Annotated in this window: 13 protein-coding genes; all 13 read right to left on the minus strand. The window is 47.3% G+C overall.

Going from position 1 to position 20,179, the window contains the following annotated elements; genetic code table 11:
* Nucleotides 1-129: 129 nt before the first annotated feature.
* The gene (locus tag MHH60_RS04795; RefSeq protein WP_076134606.1) at nucleotides 130-1,245 is read right to left on the minus strand and encodes a glycoside hydrolase family 88 protein; all 1,116 of its coding nucleotides are present in this window, start codon (nucleotides 1,243-1,245) and stop codon (nucleotides 130-132) included.
* On the minus strand, nucleotides 1,235-3,100 hold the full coding sequence (locus tag MHH60_RS04800) for a DUF2264 domain-containing protein (RefSeq protein ID WP_256715088.1): 1,866 nt from the start codon (nucleotides 3,098-3,100) through the stop codon (nucleotides 1,235-1,237). Before MHH60_RS04800 ends, MHH60_RS04795 begins: the two co-directional genes overlap by 11 nt.
* A gap of 24 nt (nucleotides 3,101-3,124) precedes the next feature.
* Nucleotides 3,125-4,723 (minus strand): response regulator transcription factor, encoded by a 1,599-nt coding sequence (locus MHH60_RS04805; RefSeq protein WP_076134607.1) that lies wholly within the window; start codon nucleotides 4,721-4,723, stop codon nucleotides 3,125-3,127.
* Complete coding sequence (locus tag MHH60_RS04810; protein ID WP_076134608.1) at nucleotides 4,698-6,497, minus strand: cache domain-containing sensor histidine kinase; 1,800 nt, start codon at nucleotides 6,495-6,497, stop codon at nucleotides 4,698-4,700. The genes MHH60_RS04805 and MHH60_RS04810 overlap by 26 nt, the downstream gene beginning before the upstream one ends.
* A gap of 104 nt (nucleotides 6,498-6,601) precedes the next feature.
* Complete coding sequence (locus tag MHH60_RS04815; RefSeq protein WP_076134609.1) at nucleotides 6,602-7,966, minus strand: ABC transporter substrate-binding protein; 1,365 nt, start codon at nucleotides 7,964-7,966, stop codon at nucleotides 6,602-6,604.
* A 140-nt stretch (nucleotides 7,967-8,106) separates the two neighbouring features.
* The gene (locus tag MHH60_RS04820) at nucleotides 8,107-8,889 is read right to left on the minus strand and encodes a carbohydrate ABC transporter permease (RefSeq protein WP_052097522.1); all 783 of its coding nucleotides are present in this window, start codon (nucleotides 8,887-8,889) and stop codon (nucleotides 8,107-8,109) included.
* 63 nt (nucleotides 8,890-8,952) lie between these two features.
* Complete coding sequence (locus MHH60_RS04825; protein ID WP_036683142.1) at nucleotides 8,953-9,858, minus strand: carbohydrate ABC transporter permease; 906 nt, start codon at nucleotides 9,856-9,858, stop codon at nucleotides 8,953-8,955.
* Nucleotides 9,859-10,049: 191 nt separating this feature from the next.
* On the minus strand, nucleotides 10,050-11,432 hold the full coding sequence (locus MHH60_RS04830; RefSeq protein WP_076134610.1) for an MATE family efflux transporter: 1,383 nt from the start codon (nucleotides 11,430-11,432) through the stop codon (nucleotides 10,050-10,052).
* Between the two features lie 18 nt (nucleotides 11,433-11,450).
* Complete coding sequence (locus MHH60_RS04835) at nucleotides 11,451-11,882, minus strand: MarR family winged helix-turn-helix transcriptional regulator (protein WP_038572665.1); 432 nt, start codon at nucleotides 11,880-11,882, stop codon at nucleotides 11,451-11,453.
* A 156-nt stretch (nucleotides 11,883-12,038) separates the two neighbouring features.
* Nucleotides 12,039-14,969: an insulinase family protein gene (locus MHH60_RS04840; protein WP_076134611.1), complete on the minus strand. Its 2,931-nt coding sequence runs from the start codon at nucleotides 14,967-14,969 to the stop codon at nucleotides 12,039-12,041.
* Nucleotides 14,970-15,040: 71 nt separating this feature from the next.
* Nucleotides 15,041-17,182 carry an S-layer homology domain-containing protein gene (locus MHH60_RS04845; RefSeq protein WP_076134612.1) on the minus strand — a complete coding sequence of 714 codons (2,142 nt, stop codon included), beginning with the start codon at nucleotides 17,180-17,182 and terminating at the stop codon, nucleotides 15,041-15,043.
* A 167-nt stretch (nucleotides 17,183-17,349) separates the two neighbouring features.
* Nucleotides 17,350-19,155 carry a DUF4838 domain-containing protein gene (locus MHH60_RS04850; RefSeq protein ID WP_076134613.1) on the minus strand — a complete coding sequence of 602 codons (1,806 nt, stop codon included), beginning with the start codon at nucleotides 19,153-19,155 and terminating at the stop codon, nucleotides 17,350-17,352.
* Nucleotides 19,143-20,179: N-acetylglucosamine-6-phosphate deacetylase (locus tag MHH60_RS04855; protein WP_341161114.1), on the minus strand; the 1,037-nt coding region annotated here is incomplete at its 5' end. The genes MHH60_RS04850 and MHH60_RS04855, both read right to left, overlap by 13 nt.

Genomic DNA, 20,179 nt, shown 5'->3' on the forward strand with positions numbered 1-20,179 from the left:
ATACTATTCCAAGTAAATAACTACGTTTTAAAATTCTTGTATAGTAGTCCACAAAAAAAACCGCTAAGAGATTAGTCTTAGCAGTTTCCTTGTTCTATAGGCTAAACCTTGCCCCACCCTAACATCCCACTACCAATAGCCTCGGATGCCGGTCTGCAAGCGGATCAACGCTTCCAAATAATAATAATCTCCCCAAATCATATGACCATCAGGCACACGTCCACCTCTCACATGATAAGAACCATGCTTTAGAAGTCCCTCTGCTTCCGGATTTCCAGATGTCGCATAATGTTCCACTAGGGATTTCATGCTACGGTGTAAAGCAACTTCATAAATGGCCCGGTCCGGATCATCTGCGCCTAGGTGATCGAGCAGTTCCAAAAGACCGGCTGCAGCAATCGCCGAAGCCGAGCTGTCGCGAGGGGTATCCGCTCCCACTTGGACATCGAAATCCCAATAAGCCACACCGTCCTCCGGTAGATGACTGATAAAATAATCCGCTAGGCTCTTAGAGGTATTAAGAAAATCCTCATTCTGCGTATAGCGATACGCCAGAGCAAAACCGTATATTCCCCAAGCTTGACCCCGTGTCCAGGTCGATCCGTCCTCATAACCTTGATGTGTTCCTCCACGAATTGCATTTCCGGTAGCCGGATCAAAATAAAAAGTATGGTAAGAAGAGGCATCCCCACGCACAAGAAATTTCCGGCTCTTAAACGCATGTTCGAGCGCTATTTCATAATAGCGCTTATCTCCTGTTTCCTCCGCTGCCCAGAACAATAGAGGTATATTCATCAAGCAGTCAATAATGATACGTCCCGCATTCTCCGGGTCACTCTCCAGTCCCCAGGCCTGAAGAATCCCTGCTGGCTCACGCCAGCGCTTGCACAGCGTGTCCGCAGCTTGCAGGCCGACAGCTCGTGCCGCTTCGCTGCCCGTTATTTTCCACTCCGCTACTGCAGTCAGTGTATACAAGAAACCAATGTCATGATGGTCCAGGGCGATGTGCTGATCCAGACGATGCTTGAAGTCCCCTAACCAAGAGGCTGCCGCCTCCTTATAGCATGAATCCTTACTATATTCATAAGCAAGCCACATCATCCCAACATAGAAACCCTCTATCCAGTCGTCGTTGTCTCCCCATTCGTACTGTTGCCCCTCAGCGATATGAGGCAGTTTGCCCGGATGGTTATCCATATTGCTCCCAACTTTGTGAATCGCATCCTCAATAGCCTTATTCCACATCTTTGTTTCTCCCTTCCCTTAAATCAACAGTATGCAAAAGTGTATCGTTACCAGGTTCGTATACAGCAACCCTTCCGTCCGAGTGCCATTGAATAAGCGGCGGTGAAGCAAGACTTGCCTGGTTCTCCGGAGTATTCGTCGCTCCGAAGACAGCAGATATCAATACTTGATCTCCCGGTTCCAGTCTGGAGCACAAGCTCGGAAGAAGTGTCCGCGGCTTCAGCAGATTGGTATTCGGCTCGGGATGTACGCACTCTCCCCGATCAAAGCCGCTTAGCCTATGTATGGCACTGATTCCCCAGGGCAGCTGCACCGAAACAGCAGTGTTTGATACCTTAATGCTTTCCCGTTCACTGTGCGAGAAGCCAGCTGACTGGCCAATGGCAAATCCACCCTCCGCTACACCCAACCGCCGGGCAGTATGAATGCTGTGAATACGAACATGCCATAGACCTGCCGGAATAATCCATGTCTCCACATGTACATCACTCCAGGGATGCCAGCGGGAATGTACATAGCTCTCCCCGATTTCCCAGGTCTCACAGAATCTGCGTACCCGATAGTGTTCATCACATTCGCATAGTGCGAGTGTAGAATCGTAAGCGCCTTGAACCAACCCGTAACCCGCTTTCGGGACACTAAAGCCAAACAGAGTGGAGTATGCAAATTTAGAATATTTGGCTGCACTATGGGCCATATCAAAATTAGCCATCTGGCCAGAGGTATAGGCAATAACATGCCTGTTTCCTTCCGGACGACTCACAAGCATTCGCGCCTCTTGGAGAGCCCGTACCTCTTTCAAAATAGGCAGCGGCTCTTCCTCCGCCTGCCAAAAAGGATGATCATCTGGCAAGGCAAGAATAAGCATAGCTTTAAAGGCCCAATACGGAGATCCGGGGGCGTTGTAGCTCTCTGTCATAACTAGATTCGGATAAGCATATCCAATGCTAAGCAGTCCGTCTAATCCCATAATAGGTTGTTCAAACCACCAACGAAAATGGCGCATAATGATTCCCTTAAGAACGCCATATGAAAAAGGAACCACTTCTGCATACACCAGCGCGCTCCAGAAAGAAACCTGTGCAAAACGATAGGTCAGGCTACGGCCAAAAGGAAGTGCGCTTCCGTCCTCAGCGAACCAATAAATGAAATCCTCGGCAAATCGTGCTGATCTTTCCCGATAAACAGCAGCTCTCTGAGGATCATCATCCGCCATCAGCTTAGCGTATATCAGCGTATAATAATGCATAGCAAAAGCTATGTAATAGTCCCTCTGATCGGTCAATCCATCGGAATACCAACCGTCACCAAGATAGTAAGTATCGATCTGCGCTAGATAATCATCCATTATGCTCTGATCATAAGGCAATCCGACTTTCTTGAAGCCCACATTCACAAGAACCGTGAACATCAGCCAGTTATTCGGATTGGAACGATCCACATGATTAATCTGATTTAGCCAGTTATATACATTCATTTTCTGCGTGTCGCTCAGCGGCTCCCACATTTTATGTGGTGCAAGAGCAAGCCCCAGTCCCAACACGGCCTGTTCTACCATACGCTGATCTTTGGTAGTAAATTGCCCCCAATATTCTTCATGCTCCGGGTCTGTTCCGTTGATGATCCCTTCCAGAAACATCGGCCAAAGTGCACTTTCCCCTCCACCGCTGGCATGGGGAACAAGGCCCCATAGAGGACGGGCGAAAGCTTCCATAAGCGCCGTAGCCTCATTGTAAATCGATCCTGTAGCGCCCATATTAATTCCTGCACAACCAGAGGTAAATCTGCTCTCCAGTGGAGTATATAGTTCATTTAGGAACATCTGTAATTCATTTCTAGTGCCCTTTATTTCCACAGCAATGTTTCCTCCTGTCCACACTCAATGCCAAGCCGCATATTCACTAGGCCTCATGCCCATTTCCCGTTTAAACAGCTTGATGAAATAACTTTTGTTGGCATATCCCAGATACTCGGAGATCTCTTCCACTGTCTTTTCAGATTGGTTAAGCAGCTCCTTTGCCTTCTGAAGCTTTAGCATATTTACATATTCAATGAAGTTCTGGTTTGTTTCCCGTTTGAATAAGCGGCTGAAATAACTGGCATTTAAGTTAAGGCGGCCTGCCATGTCCTCCAGTGTTATTTTCTCTGTCACATGACTAATCACGAACTGCTGGGCTTTGATGACCTCACTCCGTTTAGACTTGATGGAGAACATACTTATTTTCCGCGCTAATTCCTCTAAGTACTGCACCAGCCATTGTTCCAAATGCTCCAGAGTTTCAATGTCACCAACCACGCTAAATAGCTTTTCTTCGGTTATAGGCAATGGAGATTGCAGAAGCTGTTTCGTCTTCATCTGCAAGTCCATCAGCAAGCGAAGCACACATTCCTTGACTTCATTCGGATGGAATTTTTGCGAGGCCACCCATTCTCTCCATTCCTTTACATGAACGCGAAGCTCCGTGTTCCTGTTCAAGGCAATATCATCATTGATAACAGCGTATAAGGTTCCATATTCAGCATAAATATCTTCTCCGGAAAAGCAGACTTCTTCAAAACGGTGGATTCCCGCCGCAGGGAGATAAAAGCGCTGTATTTTCTCCCTCAGCATCCGCTGCAATGTTCCGCGAATTTCCTCAGGACTGCGCGCCTCAGCGCCAAATAAGCAAGAGACAGAGAGTTTAAGATATTTCTGAACCGCAGAGGCTGCATTTTGAATGGAGTGATAGATTGCCTGGTGATCTTTGGAAGGCTGGTCGCTGCAAAAGAGAATGACAATCTCCTTATGGCTGTATCTCGAAATAAACAGACTGTGATCAGCCTCAAGCACTTCCTGCATAATATTCTCAACCGCAAAAGAAATCGTATATTCACTCATCCGGCGCACCCTTGAAGCTTCCTCTGGACGGTCAATTACAATAACCAGCGGAATATAGTTTTTGGCATGGATCATAATTCCGTTTGAGCGGGCCTGCTCGATCCAAGCCCCCTTGTCCCAGGATTGATACAAGGTATCTTTTAGAAACTTTTCCTTCAGCGCGGCGCGATTTTGAGACTGCTTTTGCTTATAAACCAGCATCTCCGTATGCTGCTGCCTATTCAGTCCCACTTCCGCCACAAGGGTTCTAATCGCTTGCTGTAACTGCTCAATATCCAGTGATTCTTTTAAAATATATTCTCCTACGTTTAATTTCAGCGCTTGCTGGGCGTATTTGAATTCGTTGTGGCAGGAGAGAATAATGGCACGGATTCCGGGCTGCACAGCTCTGAATAGCTCCAGCATCTCCAGCCCGTTCATCTTGGGCATGCCAATATCGGTAATGATAAGATCTGGTGGACTCTGCTGTGCTTTTTCCCAAGCCTCGTGACCGCTATAATAACATCCGATGAGTTCAATACCGAGCTCACTCCAAGGTACGGCCTGCGACAAATAACGGATAACCGGATAGTCATCATCCACCAATATTGCCGTCAGCATTCTCGACACCCACCTTTCCGTAATCCAGAGGAAACTCCAGACAAATCTCCGTGCCCACATCAGGTTCACTTTGAATATTCAGCTTAAAAGAAGCGCCATAAATCATACTGAGGCGTTGGGCCACATTGCGTAAACCTATGCCGGAGAACCCTTTTCTGTCCTCCTCTGTAATTTGTTCGCTGCTGTATGCGGTTTCACGAAGTCTTGTTAAAGTTTCCGGTGACATCCCGATCCCATTATCCTTAATGGTGATAACCAAGCTTCCTGTAGTTGCAACAATACGAGCTTCAATAAAAATCTCGCCACCAAACTGCTCGAAGCCATGGATGATGGCATTCTCGATCATGGGCTGAATCATAAATCGAGGCACCATTGCTTCAGCACTCCCGTCCGCTAAATTCATTTCCAGCCTGACCTGATTGGCATGGCGGAAATTCATTAAAGTGACGTAATGCGATATCGTATCTGTCTCCTCACGAAGCGGGATAAACTCATTGTCCCTGTTAAAGGTCATACGGAGCAAAGACGACAGCGAACCAATCAACTCAGCATTCTCCCGATCGCCTTGCATCAGAATATTTAAGCGAATCGAATTCAGCAGATTAAACATAAAATGTGGATTGATCTGCGCTTGCAGCATCTCTAGTTCGGCTTTTCTTTTTCCCGTCTGTTCATAAGTGATTTGTTCAATCATAGACTCGATCCGATCCAGCATCTGGTCAATGGTGCGAGCAAGCTGTGCTGCCTCATTATTCCCTCGAATGAACGAACGTTCATCTAACTGACCACGACCAATTCGCTTTACAAAAGCGCTTAATTTTACGATAGGCTGAGTCAGCTTTGAGATTAGAACGGTTAAGAGAACGGAAAACAAGGTAAAGAAAAGAATCTGCACCGCCAGGCTGATAAATAAAATCTGCTTATTTTTTGACAAGGCTGCCTTCAGCGGGATAATGCTGACCATCCGCCATTTGTTGCTGCTCAGCTCCTGATCAACATATAAAAACTTCTCTCCGTCGATTTCCACAGTGTCAAGCTCGCCATCCTTTTTCAACCACGTCATCGTCTCTCCGATTCGGCCCTTATCAGCATGGGAAACTACAGTTCCCTTGTCATCCAAAAGCATCATCTCTTTATCATTATCGTTATTTAGATAAGGACGGAGCTTACGCTCATTGATATTAATAATTAAATATCCGATGGTACTGCTGGAGGTCGATTGAATCGGCCTCGCAATGGTTACCCAATCAGCTGAGCCTTTATCAGAATAATTGTAGTACGTATCGTGCTCCGCTCTCCAATAAGTCGAGATGGGTTGAATTTGTTTCAGCAACGATGTCCAATTCTTGTTGTAGAAATTTTTCGGGTTAAAGTCACTGTAAGGATAACTGGTATAAATAAAACCATTTTTTCCGATTAACGTCACCTTCAAATATTCTGTTAAAACAAACATATCATCCAGCATCCGTGACATACGGTTATACTGAATGATCTGCTTTGGTGCACGGAGCGACTCTGAATCGGCAGACATCATCTGCCTGATCTCGCTGTTCTGGAGCACAAAGTTGGACTGTTCCAGTGTCTGTTCAAATATGGCATTCATATTGGCGCTGGCTGCATTTAAAGATTCTCTTGCGCTACCAACCGCTTTCTCCAGGATGAGATCCCGGGTCAAATAATCTGTAACCATGTAAATGCAGACAAGCGGGATCAGCACGCAGATCAGCGATGACCAGACAAGTTTCTTACGGAGGGATTGATGCTTTCTAAACACGGATTACAGGCCCCACATCTGTTTGAATTTGGAGCAGGAGGCAGAAATGCTTTCCTGCCCCCACATTATAAGCCCCCTTTGAAAAGCGTACAATCAGTCTCCGCTTACTTTCCGCTATTGTTCTGAACAACTTCCGTTATTTTTTTATCGATATTGGCAACTGTGACATCCAGATCCTGTTGGCCAAGGAGATACATCTCCGCTTCTGGAATAACGTTGTTCTTAGCTTCATCCGCATATTTAGCCGGAACCTGCGTTGCACCAGGTGTCGAGTTCTCCATCGTATATTTCAGAGAATCTACATCAATCTTAGAGGAATCCTTAGAACCACTGACAATTGTATCCACTAATTTGTTCGTATCTGATTTGGCCCAGCCAGAGAAAACGCGTCCACCGATTTCCAGTCCTTCTGAGGTATACCAGCGCACAAAGGTATAAGCAGCCTCCTTATGCTTGGATTTAGCGGCTATTCCCATGTAGGTCGGCTGTACGGGTGAGTAGTGTTTGCTCTCACTGTCAAGACGGGGGATCGGCGCAAACGCGGTAACAAAGGTTGCCGGAATGGCATCCGTTCCACCCGATTCCGCAACCATCCAGTCGCCCATCGGAAGCATCGCTGCTAAACCGTTAAAATACTGATTCCGGTAGGCTAGTTTTTGCGAAATAATATCCTCATAAGGAGTGGCACTCTTATCTTCGTACATCATTTTCTTCATCATCTGCAGATTAGCCTTAAATTGCGGGTCAAGTGCATTGGAGGTTCCATCAGCTTTTAGAAAAGTATTATCCGTAGACTTGCTCATCAGCTGAAGCTGGAAATAATCCGGCCAATTATGCAGATACGCGCCAAAACGTTTCGTTGCGCCCTCACCCTTGGTCAATTTCTTGGCATACTCTTCGAAATCCGCCCATGTCCAATCGGTCGGAACCGGAAGTCCCGCCTCATCTAACATTTCTTTGTTAAGGAGCACGAACCAGCGCTGCATGGAAGACGGTAACGCATAGATTTTGCCATTGACCGTAGTGTCCACCAGATATTCATCTGCGAGCTTATAACCTTCCTTCTGAATATAGTCATCCATCGGTTCCAACAAACCGATATCTGCACGTTGTGAATAGTTGGTATAAGGCAGTTCGACAATATCCAGCGGATCGCTTGCAGCCGCCATCAAATCCAGCTTCTGCATAGAGGCAACCGAATCACCTTTTTCATTCAGCAAATCTACTTCCACATGAATATCGGGATGCGTCTTCTCAAACTCTGCGATAATCGTGCTCCATTTCGCTTTGGCTTCTGTCTGCCAGGTGCTCAGCTTCAGGGTAACCTTCTCTGCTGCAGGCTTTGAATTTCCACCAGCATCGGGTGCATTAGTCGCTTCTGCATTATTGGTTTTCGCATTTCCGCCGCAAGCGGCCAATGATAACGCCATCGATGTGATGATGAATGCAGATAATAATTTCTTTTTCATTTAGACCCTCCTATAAATGTGTTGGGCATCACTCGCTTAATAACCAGTGACTATGTAACTGCTTACAAGAACATCCTAACATGCAGGATTGACGAGGAAAGTTCTCATATTCTACCGAAGAGAAACTATTTTGACTTTTATTATCCTTTCACACCTCCGAGGGCAATTCCCTCAATAACCTGCTTCTGCCCGAGAGCAAAAATGATCAGCAACGGCAGAATTGCAGATACCGCACCAGCCATCATGAGTGAATAGACATCCCCGTATTGATCCCCGAACAACCGGATCCCCAGCTGAATCGTGAACAGCTCCTTGGACTTCAAAAAAATGAGTGGATATTGATAGTCGTTCCAGGTCCAAATAAAGCGCAAAATAGCATAAGTAGCTACAGCGGGACGGATCAGCGGAAAGGCAATCTGTAGAAAAGAGCGAAAATGCCCTGCTCCATCCATCCGCGCCGATTCAAGATACTCGTTGTTTACCCCCATAAAAAATTGCTTGAGCATAAACGCTCCAATAATACTAAAGCTGTTAATCAGGATCAATCCCAAATGTGTGTCAATTAAATTCAGCCAGTTAAACAGTAGAAACTGTGGAACCAACGAAGCCTGCGGAGGAACCATATAAAGTGCCAATACAACTATAAACATCGCATCCCTGCCCGGAAAACGCAGCTTGGAGAACCCATAAGCAGCAAGTGCGCATATCAGCACATTAATTATAGTCGTAGCCAGCGTAATATAAATGGAATTTCCATAATAGCGAGCGAAGTCACCCGACCATACCTGTTTATAATTTTCAATGAGGTTCCACTGCTGTGGCAACCATTGAATCGGAAAGTTAAACACATCTTTCTCCAGTTTAAAGGAAGTGGATAACATCCATAGGAACGGTAAAAGAAATGCGATACCTAGCAGTCCCATGGCGATGGTCCAGAAGGTTCTGGATAGAAGCTCTTTTTTCACTGTAATTTCTCCTTTCCGCCTTTAATAGTTGACCCATTTTTTTTGCGCCAACATCTGCAAGGCTGTAATAATCAGGCAAATAAGGAACAAAACGAGTGCCATGCTAGAGGCGTAACCTGTCTTCAGCTGATTGAAGGCTGTATCATATAACTCGTAGACGATAACGGTCGTGGAGTTAGCCGGTCCCCCCTGGGTCAGCACTTGTATCAGATCAAAGATTTTAAATGAACCGATAACCCCTGTTACCAGCAGGAAAAAGGTAGTGGGCGAAATGCAGGGAACCGTGATGTTGCGGAATTTGCGCCAGACGTTGGCACCATCGATATCAGCCGCTTCATAAAGATCCTTTGGAATACTCTGTAAACCTGCGATAAAAATAATAATGTTGTAACCGAGCTGAATCCAGACTTGAATCAGCATCAGCGACGGCAGAGCATAATGGATATCCGCTAACCATTTGGGTGGGTTGTTCCACCCCAGTGACATCAGGAATTGATTGACGGGTCCCAGCGAAGGGTGAAACATAACCTGCCAAACCATAGCGATGGCTACTACACTGGAAATGTACGGAAGGAAATAAATCACTTTAAACAAATCCTTCAGAAAAACCTGTTTATCAATCAGGATAGCCAGCAGCAGGGCAACGATGATTGTAACCGGTACTGTGATAATAAAGAGCAAATTGTTCAACAAGCTTTTCATAAAAGCATCATCATGAAACAGCCTGATGAAATTATCCACGCCCGCGAACTTAATGCCCCCTAACCCAGCCACAAAGTTCCAATCCGTGAAGCTTAACAGCAGTGAGCCCAGCACAGGGATCAACGTCAAGATGATCAGCCCAAGCATAAGCGGTGCAACGAATAGATATCCCGCCATCGCTTCGCGTGTGTCCATGTTAAGATGAAACCTTTTTTTGCGTATCATAGTTCTCCTCCTTTACTTATCCATAATTGTAGAAAAAGTAAGCAGTCATCATAAGAACTAGAATTGTTCATTTTGGAACGAATTTTACCGATCCAGCAGTTTTATATTCCTTTTGCACAACGTAAAAAAAGCGCGAGCTAAGCTCCCGCAGCAAACAAAATCCATATTGAGTTTTACATAAAGCAATCGCGTTATACCGGCGTAACCTCTACAGCGCCTTTTCCATCCCCGCCCGCACTATTCAGTTTTTTCCGAAAAATCATAAACAAAACCACACCCATCACACTCGTTATTACCTCAGTCACAGTCATCGACCAAATCACACCGTGCAGGCCAAAAAAAGAATGTAATACGATAATCATCGGTATAAATAATACACCTTGGCTTATCGCCATAATAGTGGTGGGTGTGCCTTGCCCCGTTGCTTGAAAAATGCTCATAAATAATCCGGTAAATCCATTAAATAAAGCCGAAATCAGCATAGCTGCCAAAATATAAGTTCCCATGCTTAACACAGAAGGATCGCCTGAGAACCAATGAAGAATCGTTCCTCTAAACACATAGACTAGACTCACAAAAACAACTACAATGCTGCCTATATATGCAAAAGCGTATTTGATGCTGGATTTAAGTCTCTCCGTATTTTTACTAGCAAAGTTAAAAGCAAATAGTGGAATCAATCCCAAAAATAAACCCATCGATAAAAATTCTGGAATCTGCACAATTCTTAAAGCCACACCAAATCCGGCGACCACACTCTCCCCATATTGAATGGAATAGTTATTTAACAAAAGCGTGCTGACAATTAAAAAACTGGCTTGCAATAGCTCCGCTGTACCTATTTTATAAACCTCAAGCTGATCTCGTACAGATATCTTGAAATGCTTCAAAAATCCTCTTAAATGCTCACTTTTCGTTTCCAAAAAGTAAATATAATAAATGGCAGAGCCCAAATTTGCTAAAACCATAGCCAAAGCAGCTCCGGCAACATGCCAATTCAGCACGAGAATAAATAAAGGATCAAAAATCAAACTTAAAGCCGTACTGATAAAAATACCATACATTGATTCCTTCGAGGCCCCTTCCGAACGGACCAGTTGTTCCAAAGCAAAATTAAGCACAACAGCAAATCCGCCTGCAAAAAGAGTGAGCGCATAAGACTTCGTAAAGTCTAAGGTAGCAGCATCTGCACCAAGCATTCGCGTGATCGGATTAATAGCTAACCAAGCGATGAGCGCGATAAGAAGCCCCACTACAATACTCCCGTAAAAAGTATATCCGGCAACCTTTTTCCCTTTTTCCGTCTCTTTTTGCCCCGCCAAGCGGGTTATAAATGTTCCTCCGCCTACCCCCAATACATTTCCAAAAGCCATTAAAACGGTGAAAATAGGCAGGCCCAGCGTGATTGCGGTCAGCATACTTGTATTGTGCAATAAGCCGATGAAGTAAGCATTGATTACATTATAAATAGTACCCACAGACATCCCAATCATCATGGGAATCGATAAATGAGCGATCGCTTTTTTCATAGGCGCCGACTCTAAATAATATTGATTTGAGAACTCATTTGTCATAAGTGAACCTCCAAACGTTTATAAACTTGAACTAACTTTTTGAAGTAAAGACTTTAGGGTTGCAGTTTCTTCCGGACTAAGCGCCTTAGTAATGCTTGCTTCTACCTCAGAGAAAATCTCATTGAACTCTTCCACTAAAAGAGCACCTTTTTCCAATACAAAAATACTCTTTTGACGTTCATCATTTTCAGGAGTGACACGCTGGATATACCCTTTCTTCTCCAACCCCTGAAGCATACTGGTGATGCTCGCCCCCTTCCTGTTAAAGACCTCCGCTAAATCCTTCTGAATAACCCCTTCTGCTTGATTCTCAAAAATATAGCCGATCATGCGGCCTTGTTGTGAGTTCAGACCTAACTCATTTAACCTGGTGTCAGCTGTACCTTTTATTTTCATCCCAATCTCTCGTATTAAATTAGAAAATGGTGTGTCTACAACGGGTTTGTTCATTGTGATTTCCTCCTCTTGCGGATTAGTTAGAACTCTAAGTAACATCATTATCATAATAGTTAGAACTCTAACTGTCAAGGTTCTAACTAAATACAAAAAAACTCCTCTCCAGCACTTGTCGGCAGACAGGTACTGAAGAGGAGTTTATAGAGAGAATTACATTACTAGTTCTTCTAGGTTTCCGAATAAGACTTTTTTCGCTTTCAACTTGGAGGCATTGCCGACAACTGTGAAATAATTTTGTTCCGTCACAGCCTTAAGCAAATAGGCATACTGTCTGATGTCTTCCGGTGTGGTCGACAAGATTTCATCCCGTTCCTGCTGCAGCTCGGCCCCGGTTACCTGCTCAAAATAATGCCGGTCCGCCCGCCGTCCCTGAGCGCTTGGGCTCAGCGGCTGGTCCAGCATGGACAGGGTGCCGATAATTGCTTTGGTCATCTCGTCGGCATCCGCTTCATATCCTTCGGTGAATCGGTACGCCTGATCATAAACCTCCAGCGTCTCCTGCAAATTGGGATCACGGTAGGAAGTGAACATCAATATCCCATCTCTGCGCAGCATCAGGCTTCCGCCATAAGCTCCGCCCTTCACGCGCACGGCATTCCACAGATAGGTGAGGCTCATGATTTTTTTGAGCACCTGCATTTTGCCGGAATACGTAAATCCTAGCTTGTTGAAGTCGTAGCCTTTAACCACATATTGCACCTGGCTGGAAGACATAAAGCCTTCATTATCCGCATGCCCCTGCGCCGTAATCTTAGGTTTATTCACCACTGGCCGATCCTGAATATCCAGCTTCGCTACATTAGCGGCGAATTCTTCATACAAATCAGGGGTACCCGTCACGCTGATGATTAAATTCTGTTTATTGAATAAAACCGTGCAGATATCCTTCAGCGTGTCTGCCACCTCAGCTCCCTGCTGATCGATCTTCTCGGCAAGCTCACGGATAAAGCGGTAATAGGCCACGCCACCCTGTTGTTCCTGATACGCTCCCATGTCCGAAAAATAAGACATCAGGCGGCTGGCCGCGATTTCATTGCCTTTTTGGTTCAGAACCGATTCCATCTGCGAAGCTTCCCGGCGCACGATTTCCTGTAGCTTCGTCAGGTTATCGAGCGCGCTGGTATAGAGCAGCTCGCGCAGCAGATCCAGCGATTCGCCAATATGCCCCGCCATCCCCTTAACCTGCGCAGTGAATTTAGGCTGATAACTGGCTCCAGTATCTTTTGCAGCGCCAAAGATCTCGTTTTTGAAATGAATGCCTCCGGTTTTGATCCCAATTTCACTAGTGAGCTCTTCAATGCTGTAAGAAGCTGTCTCCATTTGGCCCAATACCTCTGCCAGCAGCACAAGATAAGGAATTTGCTCAGGAGCCACAACACTCGTATCCCAATAAAACTTGCAGTACGCAATCTTTTGAGTAGATACGTTATGGTGGATCAGCTTTAGACCCTCAAGGTTATATTCATGGGATGGCACCTGAGGTTCAGCACTGCGGTTAATATCCTGTAGAGATAAACTTGGCAGCTTCTGCAAATCCTCGGCTGCATCTGCACGGCCTTGCCGCGCCAGAAGATGCTGTGTACTCTGCACAAGCTGCTCCAGCTGGTCTGGTTGCTGCGATGATTTGTATTCACTTAATTGACGCTGGGTGCTCGCTTCCTTGTCGGCTGCAATCGTCTTGGACGGGTTCAGCACCACCAGACTGCAATGATCACTATTCAGTAAGTAGACCTCAATCAGCTTCTCAAAATAACGATCCGTTATTTTTTCCCGAATGGTAGTGAATACCTCTTCATAAAGCATAGGAGTAGACGGCTGACCGTCATAGAGCCAGGACTTCATCACTTCGATATTGTAAGTAAGTCCCTTTGGATATCGGCTAAAGTCCGCTTCCCGCAGTTCAAATTCCTTGCTGTTGACCGCCGCCAGCACCAGCTTCTCATCCAGCCCGTTCTTAACCAAGCTGCTTAATGTGGTCTTCACCAGCTCCACGAAGGCATCTTTGGCGGAGGCGTTCGAATGTGTCAGGGTAATGCCAAGCAGCGGCTGAACCATACTGTCGGAATAAAAAGCAAAGGCATCTTTACCTAGACCGCTTTCCAGCAGGGCTTGCTTAAGCGGAGCTGCATTGCTGTCCATCAGCATGCTTTTCAAAATATCAAAAGCCAGATTCAGTTCCCGATCCGTAGAGGTTCCAATTACATAGTTCAGACTCAAATAAGTTTTGTCGTCGGCCGTTTCTGCTTCCAGAATCGGATAATCCGCTACCAGCTCCGTCATTCCGGTAGGCTGTTGTAGGGGAATGGAGGTATCAAAGCTGTTTTTTTCATAACGGCTAAGGTATTCCTGGTCTATAAATTGCAGCTTCTCTTCAATAGAGACGTCTCCGTACAGATAAAAATAACTGTTGGACGGATGATAATAGTTGCTGTGCGCCTTAAGGAATTGCTCATACGTAAGCGCAGGAATCTCCTGCGGATCTCCACCTGAAGAATGGCGGTAAATCGTGTCTGGATACAACGACTTTTTGATCCTGTCCATCAGTACCGTAAACGGCGAGGAATAGGAACCCTTCATCTCGTTGTAAACCACGCCTTTATAGATCAGATCAGCTTCAGTTTGCTGAAGCTCGTAATGCCAGCCCTCTTGCTCAAATATCTCCTTTTGCTTATAAATATTCGGCTGAAAGACACTATCCAGGTAGACCTCCATCAGATTGGAGAAATCCTGCTCATTCCGGCTCGCCACCGGATACATCGTCTTATCCCCAAACGTAAATGCATTCAGGAATGTCTGCATCGAGCCCTTTAGCAATTCTACAAAAGGTTCCTTCACCGGATATTTCTCCGAACCACATAATACAGAATGCTCCAAAATATGAAAGACCCCTGTACTATCTTCAGGCGGGGTCCTGAAGCTCACGCTGAATACCTTGTTGTCATCCTGATTCTGCACGAAAAGCAGCCTGGCGCCGCTCTTCAGATGTTCCATCGTGAATACGGCGGAATCGATCTCCCGGATAAATTCCTCATTAACGACCTGAAATCCATAATATATGTTGCCTGTGATCAAGCGGCTCATAGATTTGCCTCCTCTGCACTGGATGTGATAACTCTATCTGAAGCTTATCATATCCCTGGACGTTTATTCCATTAATAGAAGGCTTCCGGGATTAATTTCTGCAGTCTGACTAAAATTGCCGCTGCCTGCTCACGCACCAGAATCTGCTTAGGATCGAAACGGCCCCCGCTGCCGGTCATTACTTCATGTTCATTCACGGCCTGAATCGCCTGGCGGCTCGCCTCTGACAAACTGGAAGTATCGGCAAACTTCACACGGTCCGGGCTGCCGTACGTAGACAACCGGGCAGCTTTGGTTACCATATCCGCCGCTTCTTCCCGCGTAATACCGCGGTCCGGTTCGAACTTGCCGGCTGAAGAGCTGATAATGCCCAGCTCCTCAGCCTTGGCGATGGTACCGCTGTACCATTTGTCCGCCGGAACATCCTTAAAGCTAGAAGTGGTCTTGGCATCGGGGAACTCATGCAATAGCCGCAACAGCAGGGTCAGAAATTCAGCCCGGGTCAGCTTCTGCTTAGGAGCCAGCACATTTCCGCTGGCACTCACGCCCTGAATATATCCGCTGCTGAGCGCTGTTGCGATATCCAAACGTGCCCAAGCTGCGACTTTATTGGCATCCGTAAAGCTGGCCAATTCCGGGGAAGAGACATGCAGCGCAAACGTCCGTTTGGAAAGTGCTGGAGCGGCATCTTTACGGTATTTGGTGACTTGCACAGGATAGACACCGGGCTTCATGCCGGCAAAAGACACCTTTCCCGTGCTGTCTGCCACTACGCTTTTTCCTTGAAGTGTCACAGTAGCACCGAAAGCCGGAAGACCGCCCAGCTGACCGTTTGACTTGGTGATATGGAGGGAAAACGGCATATTGGCGCTTGCGTATCCACCCATTTCCTGGCCGTTTTTATCTTTCCATTTCACTTCCATCCGGTCAAGCAGTTCTGTATCATCCGCGTAGTAAACAAGCAGCTGATCCCCATTGCCTATTGTCAGTCTGTACGGGCTATTCTCAGGATACATCCATGCACTACCCCCGCTGAATACAGCAATCTTCCATTCTCCGCGTCCATTGTATCGCCCGTTCTGAATCCCTTCTATAGCTGTGAAGGCCGGTTTAGCTGCATCCGCATTCAGCTTATACGCCAGACCCTTCGCCTGTAAAAAAGCTGCCGCTGCCTTCACAGCATCTCCGCCAACAATATGCCCCCCGGCAAGGGTGCCACCGGGTCCTTCGACCTGAATCGTTGCCCGGTCAAGTCCAGCATGATGTAGTTCGCTATACAGCATGCCAGCCTGCTTGGACAGCAGCTTATAGGAAGTCAGGGCAAGGTAGGCTTGCACAGTAGCGGGACTATCGTTTCCGCCGCCTGCTGTCTGCGCAAAGCCGCCACCCGGAAGCTTCTGCGCCAGCAAATGGTCCAGCAACGAGGCTCCGCCTTCCTTGGTGAAATCTGCTGCATCAACTCCCTGCGAGGATAAAGCAACAATCACCTGCGCTGTCGTCGTAGTTTTACCATCGAATCCTCCGTCTAGCTGCTGCTTGCTCTTAAGCCACTGCAAAGCCTTCTCAATCGGCTGCGCAGTTTGTTCTGAACTCACTTCCGAAGCAAGTGCCGTCAGTACCCAGGCAGTAGCTACCAGATCTCCTTGCTTCTGCCCGGCCAGCGGCCAGCTGCCATCCGCTAGCTGCATATCAAGCAGCTGATAAAACAGCAAATCGGGGTAACGGTTTGTCCGCTCCAATGAATTTGAAATGGAGTTCTTCGAGGTGATATAGGCGGCTGCTACCGCGGCTGCCCCTTCCGAATCAATTCCGTCATGATTCATCAGGAATGGATAAAGATCAATCCCAGCAATGTTGTTGATGTTGCCCCCCGCAGCACTGTAAGCCAGCGCTGTTCGAGTTAGCTCTGCCACCTTGGTGAACTTGCCCCGCTGTTCCAGAATCTTATCGGCAGTCTGCTCCAGATATCCCTTGGGCAGACTGCGCCCATTCTTGAAGAAACCTACGGCTGCTTCGTCCGGGAATGGCTGTATCGTCAGCAGCACATTCTGTGCCCCTTCCAAGGCACTCTGCATCTCCGCTGTGAATACCGCGGTTGTCTTTTGTGCCGGAGACGGCTCCGCCATTACCCTGCCACTCAGCAATACAAGCAAAATACATAAGGCCGTAAGTGTAACCTTCCTTATAGTCCGGTTTATGGGTGTAGCTCTCATATTCATTCTCCTCCAATGTAGTTTGCTAGAACTTTATAAGGTTAGACGCAGCGAAATGGGATTTTGTTCCTGACTATGTTTCAATATACATTTTTATCCGGATATAAATAACAAAAGACCGCACAGCTACCTGCTTACACGATAGCCCTACGATCTTTTCAAAACTCTTATTCTACCTGAGCAAACCCCAGCTCACGGTATAATGTCCGCTCCAGATAATCGTGAAGATAGAAGCGGGATTTCACAAAATGCTCCGCCATATCGGATGGCTGGTAACGCTCCAAAGCCGCTTTCATGCGAGGCAAAACGTTCTCACGTCCGCGGCGATTTCGCATGTAATTGTTCAGCAGCGAGTGCCTTTCCGCTTCGTCTCCCGGATAGAGCTCCCAGCGGTAGACATATTTGTGGATCGCCCGCGAACGGTCCGTCGCCGCTTCAAAATCATGCATAATGGCAATTAGCTCTGCTTCATCCTTATGATCCTTCACCTTGTCCAGCAGCTTCCAGATAACATCATAATAATCTTCCAGCTGATAATTCCCGAGCTGAGTATGACCTGTTCTAGGATCAATGCCATGAAACCGCTCCATGAATCGATCGATAAATGTTGAGGAGTCAGCTTTGCGGTTCCAGGCCAAATCGGCGTGCAGCAGCATCGGATACCAGGTCGTCTCAAAGATCCCATAAGGAACACCAAGGCTGAACGGCCCTGTCCAGTTCGTGGCGACGATGCAACCGAGGTCCAGCTTATCCGCTGTCTCCGCCCATTGGAGCAGATTATCCGTCCGGTTCAATAGTACCGGAAAATTCTGATGTTCAGCCCAGTCAAAGCTGCGAACCGCCGGTGCTCCCATAACCTCGATGCCTAGTGACCTGAATTTATCCGCAAGAGAAGAAACCTCAGCTTCAATATTACGTCCGTTGTATATCCAGATCATCGCCGCACTCCGCTTATCCAGCTTTGCCAGTTCCTCCGGCGGGCATTTGTCCAGCATGTCATGCCAGAAAATCACTTTTTTACCACGGCTGGCTGTAAATTCAATCAAAGCGTTCAAAAAAGCGATAAACGCCCGCTCCCGTACCCCTCCGAACAACGTTTTACAGCGTTCGCATTCACATAAGCTGTACACCTCGTCGCAGCCAAGGTGAATATAACGGGAATCCGGATGAGCTTCCATCATCTCCTGCAACAAATCAGTAATCAGCTCGAAGGATTCCGGATGCGACGGGCAGATCTCCCCCAGGGATAACTCCGTTTCGCGCAAGTGCCGCCAGGTGCCGTGGCGGAGTACATACTCCAGATGCCCAAAACTCTGCTGCAGCGGAATGATCTCAATAAAATATTCATGGGCTGTGCGTTTCAGCTCTTCTAGCTGTATGAGACTTAACGAATGCTGTGGATGCACGAATTCCGGGTACTTCTGGAACGGGAATTTATCTTCGTATTCAATCAGAACCGCATTCGTTTTATACCGGGCAAAATCCGCCAAATACGATAGCAGCAGCTCTGGCTTGGAAAAAGTCTGGCGAAGATCAAAATTCATCGCCCGCAAAGTAGTGTCAGGCCAGTCCATGATAGACACGGCAGGAACTTCCCCTACTGACTTACGCAGTTGTAGTAACGTTTGTAGCCCGTAAAACAGACCCGGCGCATCCAGTGCACGGATTACCACCCGGCGCTCCGACACCTCCAGCCTGTACCCTTCCGCCCGGCCGTTAAGCAATTTCAGATCCACTTCATCTGGCTGTGCTCCTTTCGTTTCTGGCTGCGAGAGACTCTGAAGAATAAGTGAATATCCTTTTCCCGAGATAACATGTGTACATTCCAGCTCCGGAAACGAGCGGCGGCAATGAACCACCAGTCTCGGATCATGCTGCTCCATGTAGAGGCTCAGGCTTACATCCTCGCTGAACTGAAAAGCTTCGCCCTCTTTCACTTGGATCTGCTTCGGTTGCGGTATCAAGCTCTGCATCGTTCTCCTCCTAATCTTTGCTGTAATTCATTACTGCAAGCCCTGCTATGACCCTTTTTCCAGCATTCCAGCACGTTAAGTGTCCTGTCGTCATAGCAGAAGCTCACGAGATCGGCAGGTGCTCCAGCCCTTAGCCCTGCCGCCTGTTCCAGCCCCAGCAGTGTGGCCGGATGAACAGAAGCACAATCCCAGGCTTCATCCAGCCGGGCTAATCCAGCCTCCGCAAGATAGACCACCTGATCTGGAAGCATCATGGCGGAACCTGCAAGCAGTTGCTGATTGCCAGCCAGATGCAGCCGCCCTTCTGCTGTTAATACAACCTCTCCACCAATGTGCAGGTGATAAGTTCCCGGCGGCATTCCGCTCAGTGATACAGCATCGCTGACCAAGATGGTGCGGCTGCGCTTCATCCGTAGGATTACTTTCAACAGAGCGGGTGGTAAATGTTGGCCATCTGCAATCATACAGCCGTATAGTTCATCCGCCGCCAGCTGCTCCCACAAATAGTTGGGATGACGGGGCAGCGTCAGATGTGTACCATTGCCGAGATGCGTAGACATCACCGCTCCTGCGGCAACCGCCTCCCTAATCTGCTCGGGGGAAGCTGCTGTATGCCCTATGGAAACAAGGATGCCTGATTCACTGCACCGGGCGATAAATGCAGCGGCGTTTGGCCATTCCGGGGAGACGGTGAGGATACGGATAAGCCCTTCAGCCGCTTCCTGCCAGCGGCATAACATATCCCAATCCGGCGGGCCAATATGTTCCCTTGGATGGGCGCCGCGTGGACCCTCTTCTGGTGACAGAAAAGGACCTTCCAGATGAATTCCTACAATCCCCCCAGCATCTCCCGGATACAGCGAAGCGGCTTCTGCAATGGCGGAGACCGCTTGAGCCAGCGCTTCTTTGCCATTAGTAATCAGAGTTGGACAATAGCTGGTTACCCCGTTTCCTATCAGAAGTCGGGACAGTTCCAATACCGTTACAGGCTGTAAAGGCAGCGTGTTGAGATCCAGCCCCCAGC

The sequence above is a fragment of the Paenibacillus sp. FSL H7-0716 genome, from assembly GCF_038002705.1.
In the GTDB taxonomy this organism is placed as follows: Bacteria; Bacillota; Bacilli; order Paenibacillales; family Paenibacillaceae; genus Paenibacillus_AQ; species Paenibacillus_AQ odorifer.